15 protein-coding genes are annotated in these 17,743 nt (G+C 66.0%); 9 read left to right on the plus strand and 6 right to left on the minus strand.

Annotated features, from left to right (window positions below):
- Positions 1 to 152: 152 nt before the first annotated feature.
- Positions 153 to 1,025, minus strand: coding sequence for a 16S rRNA (adenine(1518)-N(6)/adenine(1519)-N(6))-dimethyltransferase RsmA (gene rsmA, locus AAHG03_RS01500; protein WP_342148211.1), 873 nt, complete (start codon positions 1,023 to 1,025; stop codon positions 153 to 155).
- An 11-nt stretch (positions 1,026 to 1,036) separates the two neighbouring features.
- Complete coding sequence (pdxA, locus tag AAHG03_RS01505) at positions 1,037 to 2,077, minus strand: 4-hydroxythreonine-4-phosphate dehydrogenase PdxA (RefSeq protein ID WP_342148213.1); 1,041 nt, start codon at positions 2,075 to 2,077, stop codon at positions 1,037 to 1,039.
- A gap of 177 nt (positions 2,078 to 2,254) precedes the next feature.
- Here pdxA and AAHG03_RS01510 point away from each other — a divergent pair, with 177 nt between their 5' ends.
- Together AAHG03_RS01510 and AAHG03_RS01515 are read left to right on the plus strand one after the other, a co-directional pair.
- Positions 2,255 to 2,563 (plus strand): hypothetical protein, encoded by a 309-nt coding sequence (locus tag AAHG03_RS01510; protein WP_342148214.1) that lies wholly within the window; start codon positions 2,255 to 2,257, stop codon positions 2,561 to 2,563.
- 16 nt (positions 2,564 to 2,579) lie between these two features.
- Entirely contained in the window at positions 2,580 to 3,233 is a 654-nt protein-coding gene (locus AAHG03_RS01515; RefSeq protein ID WP_342148215.1) for an AAA family ATPase, read from the plus strand.
- 31 nt (positions 3,234 to 3,264) lie between these two features.
- On the opposite strand, the gene AAHG03_RS01520 is transcribed toward AAHG03_RS01515, so the two are convergent.
- From AAHG03_RS01520 to lptF, 3 genes are all read right to left on the minus strand, one after another.
- Positions 3,265 to 5,841, minus strand: a complete 2,577-nt coding sequence (locus AAHG03_RS01520; RefSeq protein WP_342148570.1) for an LPS-assembly protein LptD — start codon at positions 5,839 to 5,841, stop codon at positions 3,265 to 3,267.
- Between the two features lie 78 nt (positions 5,842 to 5,919).
- Positions 5,920 to 7,008 (minus strand): LPS export ABC transporter permease LptG, encoded by a 1,089-nt coding sequence (gene lptG, locus AAHG03_RS01525; RefSeq protein ID WP_342148217.1) that lies wholly within the window; start codon positions 7,006 to 7,008, stop codon positions 5,920 to 5,922.
- A 10-nt stretch (positions 7,009 to 7,018) separates the two neighbouring features.
- Positions 7,019 to 8,188, minus strand: coding sequence for an LPS export ABC transporter permease LptF (gene lptF / locus AAHG03_RS01530; protein WP_342148219.1), 1,170 nt, complete (start codon positions 8,186 to 8,188; stop codon positions 7,019 to 7,021).
- A 354-nt stretch (positions 8,189 to 8,542) separates the two neighbouring features.
- On the opposite strand from lptF, the gene AAHG03_RS01535 reads away from it, so the two are divergent.
- From AAHG03_RS01535 to AAHG03_RS01555, 6 genes are all read left to right on the plus strand, one after another.
- The gene (locus AAHG03_RS01535) at positions 8,543 to 8,725 is read left to right on the plus strand and encodes a hypothetical protein (protein ID WP_342148220.1); all 183 of its coding nucleotides are present in this window, start codon (positions 8,543 to 8,545) and stop codon (positions 8,723 to 8,725) included.
- Between the two features lie 151 nt (positions 8,726 to 8,876).
- Positions 8,877 to 10,373 carry a leucyl aminopeptidase gene (locus AAHG03_RS01540; RefSeq protein WP_342148221.1) on the plus strand — a complete coding sequence of 499 codons (1,497 nt, stop codon included), beginning with the start codon at positions 8,877 to 8,879 and terminating at the stop codon, positions 10,371 to 10,373.
- A 7-nt stretch (positions 10,374 to 10,380) separates the two neighbouring features.
- Positions 10,381 to 11,091 carry a hypothetical protein gene (locus AAHG03_RS01545; protein ID WP_342148222.1) on the plus strand — a complete coding sequence of 237 codons (711 nt, stop codon included), beginning with the start codon at positions 10,381 to 10,383 and terminating at the stop codon, positions 11,089 to 11,091.
- Between the two features lie 119 nt (positions 11,092 to 11,210).
- Complete coding sequence (locus AAHG03_RS01550; RefSeq protein WP_342148224.1) at positions 11,211 to 12,905, plus strand: AMP-binding protein; 1,695 nt, start codon at positions 11,211 to 11,213, stop codon at positions 12,903 to 12,905.
- A gap of 360 nt (positions 12,906 to 13,265) precedes the next feature.
- A complete protein-coding gene (locus AAHG03_RS27075; RefSeq protein ID WP_412759710.1) occupies positions 13,266 to 13,760 on the plus strand; it encodes a DUF1353 domain-containing protein in 495 nt (164 codons plus the stop codon).
- A 21-nt stretch (positions 13,761 to 13,781) separates the two neighbouring features.
- On the plus strand, positions 13,782 to 15,473 hold the full coding sequence (locus tag AAHG03_RS01555) for a caspase family protein (RefSeq protein ID WP_342148226.1): 1,692 nt from the start codon (positions 13,782 to 13,784) through the stop codon (positions 15,471 to 15,473).
- Positions 15,474 to 15,605: 132 nt separating this feature from the next.
- Here AAHG03_RS01555 and AAHG03_RS01560 read toward each other — a convergent pair whose 3' ends face one another.
- On the minus strand, positions 15,606 to 16,385 hold the full coding sequence (locus AAHG03_RS01560; protein ID WP_342148228.1) for a DsbA family protein: 780 nt from the start codon (positions 16,383 to 16,385) through the stop codon (positions 15,606 to 15,608).
- A 280-nt stretch (positions 16,386 to 16,665) separates the two neighbouring features.
- On the opposite strand from AAHG03_RS01560, the gene AAHG03_RS01565 reads away from it, so the two are divergent.
- Positions 16,666 to 17,709, plus strand: a complete 1,044-nt coding sequence (locus AAHG03_RS01565; RefSeq protein WP_342148230.1) for an HD-GYP domain-containing protein — start codon at positions 16,666 to 16,668, stop codon at positions 17,707 to 17,709.
- Positions 17,710 to 17,743 lie beyond the last annotated feature (34 nt).

Below are 17,743 nucleotides of genomic sequence, written 5' to 3' on the forward strand. Positions count from 1 at the left end.
CGGCCCCACAGAATCGCTGGACGTCTGACGCGTCCTCGCGCGACCATCGTCCGAAAACGCGCGGGCGTTCAAGGGGAAAGACGTGGCAATGTGCCGAGTCTTGTGACAGCAGCACCGCCGCGTCCGCCTCTTCTTGAGAGACGGGCGCGAACCTACCGTGGCTCGGCGAGCACGCGGGCGAGCGCGACGAAACCTTCGACCGGGATTTCTTCCGCCCGCGCGGTCTCGGGCAGGCCGGCGGCGGCGAGGAGCGCCGCCGGATCGGGCGTCGCCGCCTTGAGGCTCTGGCGCAGCATCTTGCGGCGCTGGCCGAAGGCCGCGCGGGTCACCCGCTCCAGGTCGGCGATCCGGCAGGGCAGGGGGTCCTTGCGCGGGCGCAGGTGGACGACGCTGGAGGTGACCTTCGGCGGGGGCACGAAGGCGGTCGGCGCCACGTCGAACAGGATGGTGGCCTCGGTGCGCCAGCCGCACAGCACGCCGAGGCGCCCGTAATTGGCGCGGTCCGCTTCGTCGGCGACGATGCGCTCGGCCACCTCGCGCTGGAACATCAGCACCGCGCAGTCCCACCACGGCGGCCACGCGGCATCGTGGTCGTCGGCCCCGAGCCAGCCGGTCAGCAGGGGCGTCGCGACGTTGTAGGGGAGGTTGGCGACGATGCGCGCCGGCCCGTCACCGATCATCGGGCGCGGATCGAAGCTCAGCGCGTCGGCATCGACCACGTCGAGGCGGCCGGGATAATGCGCGGCGATCTCGGCGAGGGCGGGCAGGGCGCGGGGGTCGCGCTCGACGGCGATGACGCGCTTCGCGCCCGCCGCCAGCAGGGCGCGGGTCAGCCCACCGGGGCCGGGGCCGACTTCGACCACGGTGACGCCGTCGAGCGAACCGGCGCCGCGGGCGATGCGTCCCGTGAGGTTGAGATCGAACAGGAAATTCTGGCCGAGCGCCTTCTTCGGCTCCAGGCCGTGGCGGCGCACCACCTCGCGCAGCGGCGGCAGGCCGTCGGAGCTGACGGGTTCGGTCGTCATGGCCGGGGCTTCTATGAACGGACGGGGAAGGGTGTGACGTTGCTCGACGCCAGCCGCCGCGCGAGTTTCAGCGCGGCGATCAGGCTGTCGGGCCGGGCCACACCCTTTCCGGCGATGTCGAAGGCGGTGCCGTGGTCGGGCGAGGTGCGCACGAACGGCAGCCCCAGCGTGACGTTCACGCCGTCGTCGAAGGCGAGCGTCTTGATCGGGATCAGGGCCTGATCGTGGGTCGGGCAGAGCGCCACGTCGTAGGTCGCCCGCGCCCGCTCGTGGAACAGGGTGTCGGCGGGCAGGGGTCCGCGGATGTCGATGCCCTCGGCGCGCAGCGCCGCGACGGCGGGGGCCAGCACGTCGCGGTCCTCGGTGCCCATGGTGCCGGCCTCGCCGGCATGCGGGTTGAGGCCCGACAGGACGAGGCGCGGCTTCTCGTAGCCGAAGCGGGCGCGCAGATCCGCCTCGACGATGCGGGCGGTACGCTCGACCAGCGCTTGGGTCAGCAGTTCGGGCACCCGGCGCAAAGCCACGTGGATCGTCACGGGCACGACGCTCAGCGTCTCGCTCCACAAGAGCATCACCGGCAGCGGCGGCTCGCGGCCGGGGCTCGCGGCCAGCGCCGCCAGGAATTCGGTATGGCCGGGATGGGCGAAGCCCACCTTGGTCAGCACGAACTTGGCGATCGGGTTCGTCACCACCGCGGAGGCGAGGCCGCTGCGCACCAGATCGACGGCCGCGGTGATCGATTCGACGATGGCGCCGGCATTGGCCGAATCCGGCGCGCCGGGCGTCGCCTCCACGCTCGCGCCGCTCGGCAGCGGCAGCACGGGCAGCGCGCGGGGAAACACCTCGACGGCATCCTCGGGCTCGACCTCGGCCACCGGCACGAACAGGCCGAGCCGGTGGGCGGTGCGCTCCAGGAAGTCGGGATCGCCGATCAGCTGGAACGGCGGCACGCCCCGCTCCCCCCGCAGCCGCCACGCACTGAGCGCCAGTTCGGGGCCGATCCCGGAAGGGTCGCCGAGGGTGAGGGCGAGGGGGCGTTCGGTGGAGGGCATGAGGGCGGGGTTTACATCGCTTTTGCCGCGATGTCCGATGCTTAGGCGACCGAGGCCGGTGCAGGTCATCTCAAGGCGAGCCGTGGTCGCGTTCTCGGACTCCGAAACCGAGATCCCACCTTTCAGCGCGGCCCCATCACGGTGACGGCCCCCCGGTCATCGACTATACGAGAAGTCATGACCAAATCCGCTGCTCACCTCTCGTGGGACGAACTCGACGATGCGGGCCTGCGGGCCGGGATCGCCGCGATCGAACGGCGTGACAGGCAGGCGGAAGCGGTCCACGCCGACGAAGCCCGAACGCCTTCGCGACGTCTCGCCCGTACGCCCGATGCCGAGGCGATGCGCGCGGCGTCCAATCCGGCCCGGCCCGGAACGGACGCGTCTCACCCTGTCGGAAAGCGGCGCAATCCGTTGACGAAGCGCAAAGTCTCGGGCTCCCAGCCGGACGCCCCGCCATCGATGGACCGATCCGGCAAGGCCTGATCGGCCGGTCGATCCCGTGGACGTCCGCCCCACGCTCGTGATGATCGCCGGGCCGAACGGCTCGGGGAAATCGACCTTGACCGATTGGCTGATGGCCGACGGCGTCGGTTTCGGCGAGTACATCAACGCCGACGCGATCGAGAAGAGTCAGACCGGCCGAGACCGGAGGACCCGGTCGTTGCGGGCTCAGGCCGTCGCGACGGATCGGCGAACCCGGTGCATGGCCGAGCGGCGCGATTTCAGTTTCGAAACGGTGATGTCCCACCCGAGTAAGGTCGAGTTGCTGCGCACGGCTCGCGCCCTCGGCTTCGAGGCGGTCGTGTTCTTCGTCGCGACCGCCAGCCCCGACATCAATGTCCGACGTGTCCGGGAGCGGGTGGCGGCAGGCGGCCACGATGTCGAGGAGCGCGCGATCCGCGAGCGCTACAAGCGCACCCTGTCCCACCTCTACGGCGCCGTCAGGGCCGCCGACAGAAGCGTGGTGTTCGACAACACGGGCGAAAGCGCGACGGGAGGCCCCGGCAGACCGTTGAGGCCGGTCGCGGAGGTGCACAGCGACGGAACGCGCGCCGCGATCGTGCGCCGGGCGAGCGATCTTCCCGAATGGACCCTCGCGGCTCTTATCGGACCGATCGAGGCCGACTTGGCGCTTCTCGACGCCGAAGCCTGATCGAAACTCGTTCGCCGCGTCGCCGATGGCGCTACCGCACCGCCGAAATACCGTCCGCCGTGGTCACGGTGCCGACGTTCTGGCGCAGGTCCGCTTCACCCAGCGTCTTCAGTTCGAGGCGCAGCAGGAAGGTCTGGTTGCGCTCGCGCACGCCGATCGCGGTGGCGATGGGCGAGACGATGTAGTTGACCGAGATCGTGGTGCACTCGTCCTGATAGCCGCCGCCCAGGCTCATCCCGGAGAGGTAGACCGCGCCGGGGTTCCTGTAGGCCGGCGCGGTGGCCGGGTTGGCGAGGAAGAGGTTGTTGTAGGTGTCGCGGACGTCGAGATAGTGGGTCAGGTCGAGGAGCGCCGAGCCGGTGACGAACCAGTTCGGCGTGATCCGGTAGGTGGCGGACGCGGTCAGGCCCTCGCGGCGGCGGGCGAAGCCGAGCGCCGGCTGGGCCTGATAGTAGGAGTAGAACAGCGAGGTCTCGAGCGGCAGGAACGGCGCGAAGCGCGCGGTCACGCCGGTCTCGAAGCGGTTGACGCCGAGATCGCCCTGGCCGAGCCGGAAGCGGCTGATGAAGCTGATGTTCTGGTTGGGCGAGAGCTGCGCGCGGCCGACGAAGTCGGAACGGCGGTCCTCCAGGCCGGAATCGAGGCCGACATTGGCGAGATCGCCCCGGCGGAACGAGTTGACGCCCGCGATCTGGATCGACTCGCCGAACATCACGTTCGCGTACCAGCCGGACGGGGTGACGACGGAATACTGGCCGCCGAAATTGGCCCGCACGCCGCCCTCGACCCGGTCGTAGCCGGAGAACTTGTCCCAGGCGAACAGGGAGGTGTCGTCGAAGACGAGGCTCTGCGCGTCCTCGTTGGGCAGCCGCCCGATCCGGCTCTCGGAGGGCCGGGCGATCACCTGGGCGATCGGCTCCAGGGTGTGGACGCCGAGCCCGCCGAAATCGGCCACGAACGGGTAGCGGTAGTCGATGCCGATGGCCGGCATGACGCGGCCGGTCAGGCCGTCGTCGACGTTGGCGATGTTGCCGACGTTCTCGTTCTGGAAGCCGGTGCGGCTCGGGTTGAGCGCGAACAGGTCGGTGCGCAGATACGCGAACGGCGTGATGACTTGGCCGGCGTCGTCGATGAAGCTGCGCCGCCACGAGGCCTGCGCCGAGAGCCGGGTGGTGGTGCCCCCTAAGCCCCGCACGATGCATTCGCCCCGCACGAAGCGCGTGCAGGTGTCGTAGAGCGGGTAGGTCACCCCATTGACGGTCGGGGTGAACAGGTAGCTGCCGGTGCGCGGGATGCCCTGGAAGTCGGTCGCGTCGCGGGTCAGGCTGGTGACGTTGGCCTCGAACCGCACCTCGCCGCCGAGCTTGCCCGGCCCGTCGATGCGCTTGTCGTAGTCGATCACCGGGGCGACGATCGGCTGCTCCTTCTGCCAGTCGAAGCTCGACAGCGCCTTGAAGTAGTAGCCCCGCGCCTCGAACCACGAGCGGTCGCCCTGGCCGATGAGGTAGCCGGTCGAGACCGCCTCGCGGAAATAGTCGGTGGTGATGTTCTGGTTGCGGATGCGGTAGTTGTCGAGGAACCACTTGTCGGTGACGCCGACGAGGTCCCAGCCGGTGCGCCAGCGCTCGTTGATGTGGAAGCGCCCGCGCGATTCGATCGAGCCGCGGAACTCGCGGTCGGCCGCGCCCAGCGGCCCCGGCAGGAAGGCCGAGGGGGTCGATTGGAAGATGCCCGACAGGCGTACGTTGTAGGCGCCGTTGTCGAGCCGCTGGCGGAACTCGGCCTGCCCGAGCACGCCCTGGCGGGTCAGGAAGGCGGGCGAGAGCGTCAGGTCGTAGCTCGGATCGAGGTTGATGAAGAACGGTGTGGACAGCCCCGAGCCGAGCGCCGTCGTGGTGATGAAGCGCGGCGTCAGGAAGCCGGTCTTGCGCTTCACCGTCGGGTCGGCCGATTCGAAGTACGGCAGGTAGGCGACCGGGATGCCGGCGAGTTCGAGGCTCGCATCCTCGTAGCTGATCGTGTGGGTCTCGTTGTCGTGGATGATCTTGGCGGCCTTGATCTGCCACAGCGGGGGCTTCCCCGGTTTGTCCTTGCACGGCTCGCAGGCCGTGTAGGTGGCGTAGTCGAAGCTCGACACCTCGCCCGCGATCCGCTCGGCGCGCGGGGCGGAGATGCGGGTGCGCACCACCTCGCCCTTCAGCTCGACCGTCTGCTGGATGCGCAGGGCATCGACGAAGCCGTTCTTGAAGTCGTCGGTCAGCTCCATCCGGTCGCCGGTCACCAGCGCGCCGGTCTCGTCGGTGAGCCGCACGTTGCCCTCGGCGAAGACGCGCGACGTGCCCCGGTCGTAGCGGACGCGGTCGGCCTGGAGCGTGCGCGAGCCGTAGCTCAGCTGCGCGTTGCCCCGCGCCGTCACCGTGTTGCGGTCGTTGTCGTAGATCAGCTCGTCGGCCTCGACGAGCAGCCGCTGGCCCTTTGGGTCCTGCGGCGACCCGGCGAGCCGCTCCAGCCCGGCCTGGGCGAGCGCGCGCGGTGCGGCGAGCCCGAGGCCCGCCGTCATGAGCGCGAGCATCGAGACCGTGACAGTGATGTCGGCGACCTTACGCAACGCGCCACCCGTCCCCTGTGCAGCCCCCTGCACGACGCCCCCGTCCACCCGACGTCTCCCTCACCGGACAACCGCGCATCAGCCGTCCTCCTGGTAAAGAAGCGTGAGCGTACCGAGGAGACTCCCTACCACGGCGGGGAACCACGCCGCCACCGTCGGCGCGACCATCCCCGATGCGCCCAGGCCCTCCATGACCTGCCGCGCGACGTACAGAACGAAGCCCGCCGCCACTCCGCCGAGCACCAGCTTGCCGACCCCACCAAACCGGAAGAACCTTAAGGAAACCGTTGCCGCCACGAGAACCATCGCGAGGTAGAGGAGCGGGGTCGCCAGCAAGACATCGTACTGGAGCCGGTAGCGCGTGGCATCCAGCCCCGCCCGCTCGTGGCGCGCGATGGTCTCCGGGAGTTGCCAGAAGGGCACAGATTCCGGGGGGGTGAAGCGCTGGCGGATCTGGCCAAGGTCGAGCGTCGAGGCGATCAGGTAGCTGTCGTGGCTCTCAGGCGGCGAATCCTTGGTGAGGACGCGCACGTCCTGCAGCTCCCACCAGCCGTCGTGCAGAATCGCACGCGCCGCCTCGACCTGGGCGGTGAACACGCCCGCATCGTCGAACAGGTAGGCGGAGACGCCGGCCAGCGTGGTGGTGCCCTCGATGGCGGTCTCGGCCCGCAGGATCGCCTGCCCGTCGATGCTGCGCTGGCGGATCCACAGGTCCTTGCCGGTGCCGGCCCGGGTCGATTTGGCGAAGAGCTTGGCCTCGATCTCGCTGGAGCGCTGCTTGAGCGCCGCCGAGAGCGGGTTGTAGGCGCCGATCGCAATGACGCCGATGGCGAGCGCCACGAGGGCGCCGGGCTGGAGGAACTGCCAGGCCGAGATGCCCGCGGCGCGCGCCACCACCAGTTCGAGCTTGCGCGAGAGCTGGAGCAGGGCGGCCATGGAGCCGAACAGGATCGCGAAGGGCAGCACGCTCTCGGCGACCGCGGGCGTGCGGTAGAGCGCGAGCTGAGCCATCAGCCCGGCGGACGCCCCTTGCGTGTCGCCCGCGCGACGCAGCAGCTCGACGAAGTCGAGGGTGTAGACGAGCGCGAACACCGTGACGAACACACCGAGGATGGTGCGCACGAAGCGCCACGCGAAGTAGCGCCCGAGCGTCGGCCCGATCAGCATGGCGCCCTCCTCAGGCCGAGCCGGCCTGCGGGCGCTGCCGCAGGGAGGCGAGGAGGGCACGGCGGCCCCGGGCGAGGCGCTCGCTTACGGCGCGGACCTGCGCGCCGCCGAAGATCAGCAGGGAGGCGAGGGCGATGGCCCCCAGCGGCGCGGCGTAGATCGCCACCACGGCGCCGGGGCTGCGCACGGCGGCGCTGCTCGCGGCAAAGCCCGCGATGCGCAAGAGCACGACGCCGACCACCGCGCCGGCAACCGCCAGCCCGCGGCCCTGGCGCGTGGTGCGCGGATCGCCGAGCGCGGCGAAGGCGATGAAGGTCAGCGCCAGCGGATAGAGCCACGCGGAGAGCCGGTCGTGCAGCTCGGCGCGGAAGCGGCCCTTCTGGAACTGGTAGTAGACTTCCGAACGGTCGGGGAAGAGCAGGGCCGAGGTCGAGCGCTCGCGCGGCTTGTAGACCACCTCGGCGTCGGGCGGCGTGAAGGCGGCGAGATCGACGGCGTAGCGCTCGTAGCTCACGATCGAGGAATCGCGGCTGTCCTTCTGCTGGCGGTGGATGCTGCCCTTCTCCAGCACGAGGTAGGTCTGCCCGTCGGCCTCGGCGACGCGCCCGCGCTCGGCGAGGTAGACCACCGCCTTGCCCGGATCGCGCTTGTCCTGAATGAACAGGCCCTGGAGCGAGCCGTCGGCCCCGCGCTCGCGGAAATGGAAGGTGATGCCGCTGTCGAGCTGGGTGAACTGCCCCTCCTTGACGACGTTGGCGACAAAATCGCCGCGCACGCGGGTCAGCACGTCGCGCAGCTCCTGGAACGAGGAGGGCATCACTTGGATCGTCAGGAAGGCGGTCACGAGGCTCACGGCGAGCGCGAGCGTCAGGAACGGCTTGAGGATGCGCCGCGGCGCCATGCCGGCCGCCGACATCACGATCAGCTCGGAATCGCCGTTGAGCTTGTTCAGCGCGTAGACGCAGGCGATGAACAGCGCGACCGGGGCAATCACCGTGATCAGCGTCGGCAGCGACAACCCGGTGATGAACAGGAAGACCAGCAGCGTCTGGCCCTTGGCGGTCACGAGGTCGAGCTCGCGCAGGGCCTGCGTCACCCAGATCGTGCCGGTGAGCCCGATCAGGCAGGCGAGGAAGGCCCCGAGCGCGATCCTGAATATGTAGCGCTCGATCTGGCTCATTCTGCGCCCTTGCCGCGCCCGCCTTTATTCTCGCCGCCCGGCGCGGCCAAGCCAAGCCGTGTCGCCCGGACGGTTCGGGGCGCCCGGAATGCGGCTGTTTCGGGGCAGGGGACCGGAGGCGCGCTGATGCCGCCTCCAACCCTCCCCCTCATCCTGAGGTGCTGGAGCGAAGCGGAAGCCTCGAAGGAGGGCTCCAGCGAAACGCGCGATCCCTGGAGCCCTCCTTCGAGGCTGCTCCGCAGCACCTCAGGATGAGGGGGAGGGGTGGGATGCACGGGGTTAGAGACGGCACCAGCGGGTTGTGCGCAAGTGATTGTCGGTGCCATCTCGGACGCAGGAAGCGGGGAAACCGGAATGCAGAAGCCGACCGAGCCGTTCGCCGTCGCGCCGACACAAGAACCGGAGCCGTGCGTCCTCGACGCAGCGCTCGCCGAAGGAATCGCCGACGCCGAAGCCGGTCGCGTCACGCCGATTGGCGAAGCCTTTGCCCGCATCCGGGCGGAACTCGGCCTCGGCGACGAGGCCGGACAGGCCTGAGACGATCGAGGTGCTGCGAGCCGAATGAGCAGCCTCATCGCCGCACCCCGCCCCGCGTTGCGTTCTCCGCCTCAGCGGCTACACAGGTCGCTGGCTTCACGCGCGGCGCGCGAAAAGCCGCCGGAACGACGGGTGGAAAGCGAAGAGCATCATGGCCGGTGGGATCGAAATCGCCTTTGAGCCGCTGACGTCGCGCGGGTCGGGGGGCGACCTCGTGGTGTTCGTCGGCGACGACCTCGCCCTGTCGGGGGCCGCGAGCGAGGTTCTGGGGCGCCAGGGCGCCGAGTTGGTCGCCCGCGCAGCAATGAGCGAGCGCTTCAAGGGCAAGGCGCAGTCGGCCCTGTCGATCCCTGCACCCGCCAACGTCGAGGCAGACCGGCTCGTGGTGATCGGGCTCGGCTCCGAGAAGGACAGGGCCAAGCTCGACTGGACGACGCTCGGCGGCTTCACCGCGGGCAAGGTCGGGGCGCGCAAGGCCCGCGTCGTGCTCGACTGGCCGGGGTTCGCCGGCAGCGCCCGGGATGTCGCCGATTTCAGCCTCGGCGCGCGCCTGCGCAGCTACGGCTTCGACCGCTACAAGACCAAGAAGAAGGACGAGGACGAGGACGAGGCCACCGCCGCCCTCACCCTGCTGACCGCCGACCCGACTGCTGCCGAGACCGCGGCGAAGGACGCCGCGGGGGTCGCCGAGGGCGTGGTGCTGGCGCGCAACCTCGTCAACGAGCCGCCGAACGTGCTCTACCCGGAGGAATACGCGCGGCGCGTCTCCGAGTTGACGAAGCTCGGCGTCGAGGTCGAGATCCTCGATCTCGCGCAGATGAAGCAGCTCGGCATGGGCGCGCTGATCGCGGTGGCGCAGGGGTCGGCCCGCGAGCCGCGCCTCGTCATCATGCGCTGGAACGGCGGCGAACCCGGCGAGGCGCCGCTGGCGCTGATCGGCAAGGGCGTGGTGTTCGATTCCGGCGGCATCTCGATCAAGTCGGCCGGCGGCATGGAGGACATGAAGGGCGACATGGGCGGCTCGGCCGCGGTCGTCGGCACGCTCCACGCGCTCGCCGCGCGCAAGGCCAAGGCCAACGTCATCGGCGCCATCGGCATCGTCGAGAACATGCCCGACGGCAATTCCTACCGCCCGTCCGACATCGTCACCTCGCTCTCCGGCCAGACCATCGAGGTCATCAACACCGACGCGGAAGGCCGCCTCGTGCTCGCCGACGTGCTCTGGCACATCCAGTCGACCTACAAGCCGAAGGCCATGATCGATCTGGCGACGCTGACCGGCGCGATCATCGTCGCGCTCGGCCAGGACATCGCCGGCCTGTTCTCCAACGACGACGACCTCTCGGCCAAGATCACGGCCGCGGGCGAGGCGGCGAACGAGAAGGTGTGGCGGATGCCGCTGATCCCGGCCTACGACAAGGCGATCGACTCGAAGTTCGCCGACATGAAGAACACCGGCGGGCGCCACGGCGGCGCGGCCACCGCCGCCGCGTTCCTCAAGCGCTACGTCAACGACGTGCCGTGGGCCCATCTCGACATCGCGGGCGTGGCCATGTCCTCGACCCCGTCCGAGATCAACCGCAGCTGGGGCGCGGGCTGGGGCGTGCGCCTGCTCGACCGGCTGGTGCGCGACAACTACGAGCGCTGAGCCGGCCTTGTCCGCGCCCGCCGCCTGGACCGTCGCCGCCGCGCCGCTGGCGGCGGCGTTGCTGGCCCTCGTCGCGACCTACGCAACGGGCTTCGACCAGCGCTCCGTGATGCCGCCGGACGTGGCGAACCGCTTCTACGGCTTCTTCCTCGACCGCTACCCGCTCTTCGCCTTCGTGCTGGTCTACGGGCTCGCCCGCATCCTCGTCGCGGCCCTGGCGCCGGGGCGCGCGGGCGTGGTCCGGCGGGGGATCGGCGCGGTCCTCGGCCTCGCGCTTCTGGCGGGGGTGAGCCTGCATCCGACCTTCGGAGGCTTCGTGCTGCGGGCGGGCTTCGGCACCGGCGGCGGCGCCTTCCTCAACGGCCTGCCGATGGCGCTCGCCTACGCGCTCGGCGCCGCCGCGGGGGCGGGGGTGTTCGGGTTCGCGATGGGCCTCGGCGTCACCCTCGCCGGAAGGCCGGGGCGCCCGGCGCCGCGGAGCCGCTGGCGGGCGCTGGGGCGCGGCCTCGTCGGCATGCTCGCGGCCTTCCTCGCCCTGTGGCTCGGCGCGGCGCTGATCGGTGCGGCGCGCGATCTCGGCCTCGGCCCCTGGCCGCGCCGCCCTCTCGACGGGCGCGACCTCGCGCTCGCCGCGGGCCTCATCACGGCGGCAGCCCTGCCGCACGTGCTGCTGGTGGCCCTGCGCCTGCGGCCGAGGCGGATCGGGGTGACGCGTTAGGCGCCCCGGGTTGATCGGACCCGTCCGAAACGCTTAAGCCTTCATCATAAACAGGCCGAGCCGGCACGAGTCCGGCCGCCGGGGGCAACGCCCGACAGTCGCGGGCCGGGAGGACGAGGATGGCCGAGAACCGGAGCGCGGAACGCCCCTGGCTGTCCGCCTACCCGCCGGGCATCCCCCACGAGATCGAGACGGGCTCGCTCGGCACGGTGGTCGATCTGTTCGAGCGCAGCGTCCGGCGCTTCGCCGAGCGGCCGGCGCTCACCTGCTTCGGCGCCACCCTGCGCTTCCGCGAGGTCGGCGCGGCGGCCCGCACGGTCGCCGCGTGGCTCGCCGCGCAGGGCTACGGCAAGGGCGACCGCGTCGCCGTGATGATGCCCAACGTCCCGGCCTGCCCGGTGAGCCTGCTCGGCGTGCTGGCGGCGGGCTGCACGGTCGTCAACGTCAACCCGCTCTACACCCCGCGGGAGTTGGCGGCGCAGCTCAACGATTCCGGCGCCCGCGTCCTGTTCGTGCTGGAGAATTTCGGCCACACCGTCGAGAAGGCGCTGCCGCACGTCCCCGCCCTGGAGCGGATCGTCGTGGCGGCGCCGGGCGAGCTGCTCGGCCTGAAGGGCCACCTCGTCAACGCGGTGTCGCGGCGGGTGAAGCGGGCGGTGCCGCCGTTCCGCCTGCCGCCGGAGAAGACCGGGCGCTTCGAGGCGGTGGTGAAGGCCGGGCGCGCCATGAAGCCGCCGAATGTGAGCGTCAGCCCGAACGATCTCGCCTTCCTGCAATATACCGGCGGCACCACGGGGGTGGCCAAGGCCGCGATGCTGACGCACGCCAACATCGTCGCCAATGTCGAGCAGAGCCGGATCTGGTTCCGCGCCTCGGAGGACGATTCTGCGTTGAGCGTGGCGGTCACCGCGCTGCCACTCTACCACATCTTCGCGTTGACGGCCTGCTTCCTGTTCTTCTTCCGGCTCGGCGGCTGCTGCCTGCTGATCCCGAACCCGCGCGACATCGACGGCTTCGTCAAGACGCTGAGCAAGACGCGCTTCACCAACTTCGCCGGCGTCAACACGCTGTTCAACGCGCTGAACAACCACCCGAAGATCGGCAGCGTGGACTGGTCGAACCTCAACTACGTCGTCGGCGGCGGCATGGCGGTACAGTCCGCAGTCGCCGCCCGCTGGAAGGCGATCACCGGCCAGACCATCCTGGAGGGCTACGGCCTGTCCGAGACCTCGCCGGTGGTGAGCGTCAACCCGTTCGGGCTCGCTGACTGGACCGGCACGATCGGCTATCCGCTGCCCTCGACCGAGGTGTCGATCCGCGGGGCCGACGGCACGATCCTGCCCTTCGGCGTGCCGGGCGAACTCTGCGTGCGCGGCCCCCAGGTGATGGCGGGCTACTGGAACCGCCCGGAGGAGACCCACGGCGCCACCACGCCGGACGGCTTCTTCCGCACCGGCGACGTGGCGGTGATGACCCCGGACGGGCAGATCCGCATCGTCGACCGGATGAAGGACATGATCCTCGTCTCCGGCTTCAACGTCTACCCGAACGAGGTCGAGGACGTGCTCGCCACCCACCCGGCGGTGGTAGAATGCGCCGTCGTCGGCTCCCCTTGCGAGGACAGCGGCGAGATGGTGGTGGCCCACGTCGTGCTGCGCGACCCCGCCTGCACCGCGGACGCCCTGCGGGCGCATGCCCGCACCAGTCTCACCGGCTACAAGGTGCCGCGCAAGGTCGTGGTCCACGACGCGCTGCCCAAGACCAATGTCGGCAAGGTGCTGCGGCGGGCGCTGCGGGAGGACAATGTCAGCTGATGCTCATCCGTAGCCAGTTTCTGGGATTGCACGTAAACCGCATCAATATTAAATAATAGCGACACTTTAGATTCCGAGTTCAATATTTTACGCCGGCCAACAAAAGGTGAATTTATATTCTAGAAAACTGATACGGACGAGGCCAACAAATTCGCTCTACAACTCACCCGAAATCGGTTGCATATCAACGACGATTGATTTATTTTGTACCTTTGGAAACAATCCGATCCACACACTTTGACCGAGAGATTTCGAGGCAAAATTTCGCGGTTCTTATAGTTGTCTAAATAACAAAATAACACAGAGCAACACATAGCTGAAAAGCTGCTGGAGGCGACCTTGCAAGAGAAAGTTGATTTTATGAAGGTCGTTCTCAACGGGCGAAGAACGTTGAGCCCAGTCGCCTCCATCAGGCCTTTCTTCGAATGGGATTATTACTATATTACCGAGAGTCTAACTTGGAAATCTGACACAGACCCAAATCATACGATCTCGATTCCGTCTGGATTTGTCACAGATCTTGCTAGCATACCACGAGTATTTTGGAGCATACTACCAAAGACATCGGCTTACACTTACCCAGCCATAATACATGATTATTTATATTGGTTCCAGCCACAAAACTACACGAGAAAATCGGCAGATGAAGTCTTGAAGACGACAATGCAGGAACTGAATATTAGCAAAATTAAAATTTTTATAATATTTATTTCGGTAAGACTATGGGGCGGCACTTCTTGGAAACACAACAAAACCGCTCGCGAGAGAGGCGAAAAACGTGTTTTGAAGGTGTTTCCAACAGAGTTGACTACGACATGGGCAACATGGAAAAATAAAACCGATGTATTTGAATAGATTTACACAAAGGTCAAGCAAATGGTAGATAAAATAGCCCTGATCATTGGAAATTCGAAATATAATGGCTCGGACTATCTTGCCAACCCAATCAACGATGCAAAAGAAATTGGAAAGACACTTACAAGACTAGGCTTTGATTGCACAGTGTTATACGACCTAAGCCGGGACGACATGATATCGGAAATAGATCTATATATAAGTAGACTAGAAAAGTCAAAAAATACGATCAGTCTTTTTTACTTTTCTGGTCATGGAATTCAAGTTTATGACCAAAACTTCCTTGTTCCAATTGATTTCCAAATTGAAGACAAGGTTACAAACCGACTGATTAAGGTACAACCTATCGTCGATAGAATGTCGGAGCACAGCGACATAAGACTAATTATGTTGGATGCATGCCGCAATAATCCAGACGCACAAAAGGTGGAGCAGGCCGAAGGATTATTAGATATTACAAATACCAGATCAATGTATGTTGGAGGAAAAGAAGTTAAGATCAGCGGATTGGCAAAAATGAAATCTGACCGAAATACTTTTATTGCGTTTGCTGCCGCGGCCGGCGACTTTGCTTACGACGGATCTGGCAACTTGAGCCCATTCACAGAGGCGTTGGTAAGAAATATCGAATCGGTAGACTTGCCGCTATCAAACCTCATGATCAGAGTTCGAAAAGAAGTTTTCGCAATCACACAAAACAAGCAAAAAACGTGGGATCACTCCTCACTTGAAGCACCATTCTACTTCAATCCAGGATCACTGATATTATATACGGGAAACATCATGGCCATTATCGGATTGGCTATTTCTTTCTGCATTTATTCCCTCGTACTCGGATCGCACGACTCATCAGCGATACAAATCGCTTTGACCTCGCTCCTTCCAATCTCGGCGCTGGGCGTTTTACTTTATGGAATGCAAAGTGTTTACTCTAGGTTGAGAGGAAATATTGAATATAAAGACGAGAGGCGATGGACAATCCAAGACCACATTACCTTAAGCGCCCAAAAGGGTATTATTGGCGGGTTTCTTGGAGCAATTCTAGGATCGTTTTGGATCAGCGTGCCGTACTACTATGAATGGCAAAAAGAATATCAATATTTTACCAATGTTGAGAAACCAGCCTCTCTAGGCTTCATCACAACCGAGATTGCAATCGCGACAACATTCGTTGCATCTCTCTTGGGAACCTTATGCATAATGTTTACTCGATTAACTTTCCAGTACAAAAAAACTTCCTTAGTTTCAACTCGAACTTGGTTTAGGACTCTGCTTGGATCCTCAGCTGGAGGGACCATATCCGGCATCATCGCAGCTCCGTTTCTAATGGCTTATTTCGGGAGGCTATCGAGGCCTCCCGTAACCCCAGAATTTCTCCTTCCGGGGGCTGTCTTCGGCTCGTCAATTATCATATTCTCTATTGTTAACTTTGATTATGAAAGCTTGAGTCTCCGCCGCATCGTCAAAAGTGGTGCGGCATCCGTTGCAGCCCTGATCGGTGGTGCCATCGCTTCAATTGTTGTCTTTGGACCTCTGTACTTACTTGGCATCGTCCAAAAGGTGACAGAATCTTTAGAAAACAACTTTCACCATTTCCCAACCATGCTTGCGGGAAGCATCGCCTACGGAACGCCAGTTGGTTTTGTTTTAGGAATTGTTATCGGATTGGCAATTGTTTTTACAGAAAAATGGTCTTCGAAACCAATTGTGTAAAGTGGAATGCCTATGCCAGCAATGTGCGTTTATATGCCAATAACAAGACGATTTATGCATAAACAGAATATTACGCGTTTGTTAGGATCAGCCGCCTGTCTGTTGAGAGACGGGCGGCCAAACTGGAGTGTGTCAGCAGCTCGCGTGGCCGCACTGGCGCACGTCCTGGATGGTCTTGCGCATGGCGTCCACGCCGACGGCGCCGGGGAGGATCTCGTCGCCGATGACGAAGGCCGGGGTGCCCGACAGGCTGAGCTTGTCGCCTAAGCCCACGTTCTCGGCGAGCGCCGCCTTCACCTCGGGCCCTTGCGCGTCCTTCTTCAGCCGCTCGACGTCGGCGCCGAGTTCGCGGCCCACCGCCAGCGCCCGCTCGGCGTTGATGCGGCCCTTGGTCTCCAAGAGCTTGGCGTGGAAGTCGAACATCTTCTCGGGCTTGAGCTGGAGTTTCGCCGCGAGCGCCACCTTGCTGGCCTCCAGCGATTCGGCGCCGAGCACGGGGAAGTCCTTGAGCACCACCCGCAGCTTCGGATCGGACTTGATCAGCGCCTGCACGTCGCCGAACGCCTTGCGGCAATAGCCGCAATTGTAGTCGAAGAACTCGACCACCGTGATGTCGCCCTGCGGGTTGCCGGCGACGATGCCGTGGGGCGAGTTGACCAGCGCCTCGCGCGATTCCTTCAACGCGGCGGCCTGGGCGAGCTTCTGCGTCTCCTGGGCACGGCGCTCGCCCTCGGCGATGGCCTCCTGCAGCACGTCCGGGTTCTTGACGAGGTAGTCCTTGACGATGCCCTCGATCGCCTTGCGCTGGGCGTCGGTGAAGGGGGCGGGCTCTTCCGCGAAGGCCGCCGGGCTCGCGCCGAGCAGAAGAGTGCCGGCGAGCGCGAGGGCCGGAACGGAGCGGAAGGGCTGCATCGATACCTCGGTTGATTCTTGGGGGGCCGGTCTCCGGCGAGGGAGGCGGCCCTAGGGACAGCACGCGGGGTTATGGCACGCGGGCGCGGCTTCGCCGATGCGACTCTTTTCGGGCCGCCCCCGATTCCTGCCGCCGCGGTGCGGCGTTTTCGCGGCGCCTTGCGAGCGACGGAAGCGGATTTCCGTCATGCCGACGCGGTCGGGTTAGTGGATTGATAAGTTCCACCGATCACAAGTTCGGGACGGAATCGGCCATAGGGCGGATGGGATGAATCGCGGCGTGATCGTCGTCCTCAGCGACCGGCCCGACCGGAGCAAGCCGCTGGTCGATGCGATCAATGCGGTGGCCGAGTGCCGGGTCGTCGGCACCGACGAAACCTGGGACCGGATCGGCCCGTTCGGCGGCGTCGTCGCCGACATCACCCTGAGCCGTCCGGAGGCCAAGAGCTGCCTGCGTCGGCTGGCGAGCCGGCCCGGGCGCCCCCGCGCTCCGCTGATCTACCTGACCCGCAGCGAGAGCCACGCCGCCTTCACCGAGGCGCGCAACCTCGGCGCCACGATCTGCCTGTCGGCTCATGTCGAGCCCCGGATGGTGGTGGGCTCGCTCGTGCGCGAGGTCTGGCCGGAGAAGTCGGTGGCCGACCTCGTGGTCACCCGCGAGATCAAGCGCGCGGGCGCAACGATGACGACCCTGCTTAAGAGCGCCGAGACCGGCCCGATCGACATGAAGGCGGTCGACGGTGGCATCGACCCTGTGCTCGACGCGATCCACGACGGCGGCCTGTCGCGCTGGCTCGACGAGGTCTGGGCCTACGACGACGTCACCTTCCAGCACTGCCTGCTCGTCTCCGGCACGGTGGCGGCCTTCGCCCTGAGCCTCGGGCTGTCGCAGACCGACCGCCAGCTCCTCACCCGCGCCGCCCTCGTCCACGATGTCGGCAAGTCGCGCATCCCCCACGCCATCCTGAACAAGCCGGGCCGCCTCGACGACGACGAGCGGGCGGTGATGCAGACCCATGCACCCATCGGCCACGAGATCCTCAGCGCATCCGGCGGCTGCGATCCGATCACGCTCGCGGTCACGCGCCACCACCACGAGATGCTCGACGGCTCCGGCTATCCCGATGGCCTCAGCGCCGCTGAGATCGCCGACCCGGTGCGCCTGCTGACGATCTGCGACATCTACGCCGCCCTGATCGAGCGCCGCCCCTACAAGAAGCCGATGGCGACCCGCGACGCCCTCGCGATCCTCTCCGCCATGGACAACAAGCTGGAAGGCGGCCTCGTCCAGGCCTTCGGCCGGGCGGTCGAGAGCGCGCCGTAGGGCGTTCTCGGCTGTCATCTGCTATGGGCGGCGC

Origin of the sequence: Methylorubrum subtropicum, from assembly GCF_038442325.1 — a bacterium.
GTDB lineage: Bacteria > Pseudomonadota > Alphaproteobacteria > Rhizobiales > Beijerinckiaceae > Methylobacterium > Methylobacterium subtropicum.

Excerpts from the sequence above, each read along its gene's own strand:
- rsmA (WP_342148211.1), bottom strand. The coding sequence starts at position 1,025 with ATGACGACCGAACCCGTCAGCTCCGACGGCCTGCCGCCGCTGCGCGAG.
- pdxA (WP_342148213.1), bottom strand. The coding sequence starts at position 2,077 with ATGCCCTCCACCGAACGCCCCCTCGCCCTCACCCTCGGCGACCCTTCC.
- AAHG03_RS01510 (WP_342148214.1), top strand. The coding sequence starts at position 2,255 with ATGACCAAATCCGCTGCTCACCTCTCGTGGGACGAACTCGACGATGCG.
- lptG (WP_342148217.1), bottom strand. The coding sequence starts at position 7,008 with ATGCTGATCGGGCCGACGCTCGGGCGCTACTTCGCGTGGCGCTTCGTG.
- lptF (WP_342148219.1), bottom strand. The coding sequence starts at position 8,188 with ATGAGCCAGATCGAGCGCTACATATTCAGGATCGCGCTCGGGGCCTTC.
- AAHG03_RS01535 (WP_342148220.1), top strand. The coding sequence starts at position 8,543 with ATGCAGAAGCCGACCGAGCCGTTCGCCGTCGCGCCGACACAAGAACCG.
- AAHG03_RS01540 (WP_342148221.1), top strand. The coding sequence starts at position 8,877 with ATGGCCGGTGGGATCGAAATCGCCTTTGAGCCGCTGACGTCGCGCGGG.
- AAHG03_RS01550 (WP_342148224.1), top strand. The coding sequence starts at position 11,211 with ATGGCCGAGAACCGGAGCGCGGAACGCCCCTGGCTGTCCGCCTACCCG.
- AAHG03_RS27075 (WP_412759710.1), top strand. The coding sequence starts at position 13,266 with ATGAAGGTCGTTCTCAACGGGCGAAGAACGTTGAGCCCAGTCGCCTCC.
- AAHG03_RS01555 (WP_342148226.1), top strand. The coding sequence starts at position 13,782 with ATGGTAGATAAAATAGCCCTGATCATTGGAAATTCGAAATATAATGGC.
- AAHG03_RS01560 (WP_342148228.1), bottom strand. The coding sequence starts at position 16,385 with ATGCAGCCCTTCCGCTCCGTTCCGGCCCTCGCGCTCGCCGGCACTCTT.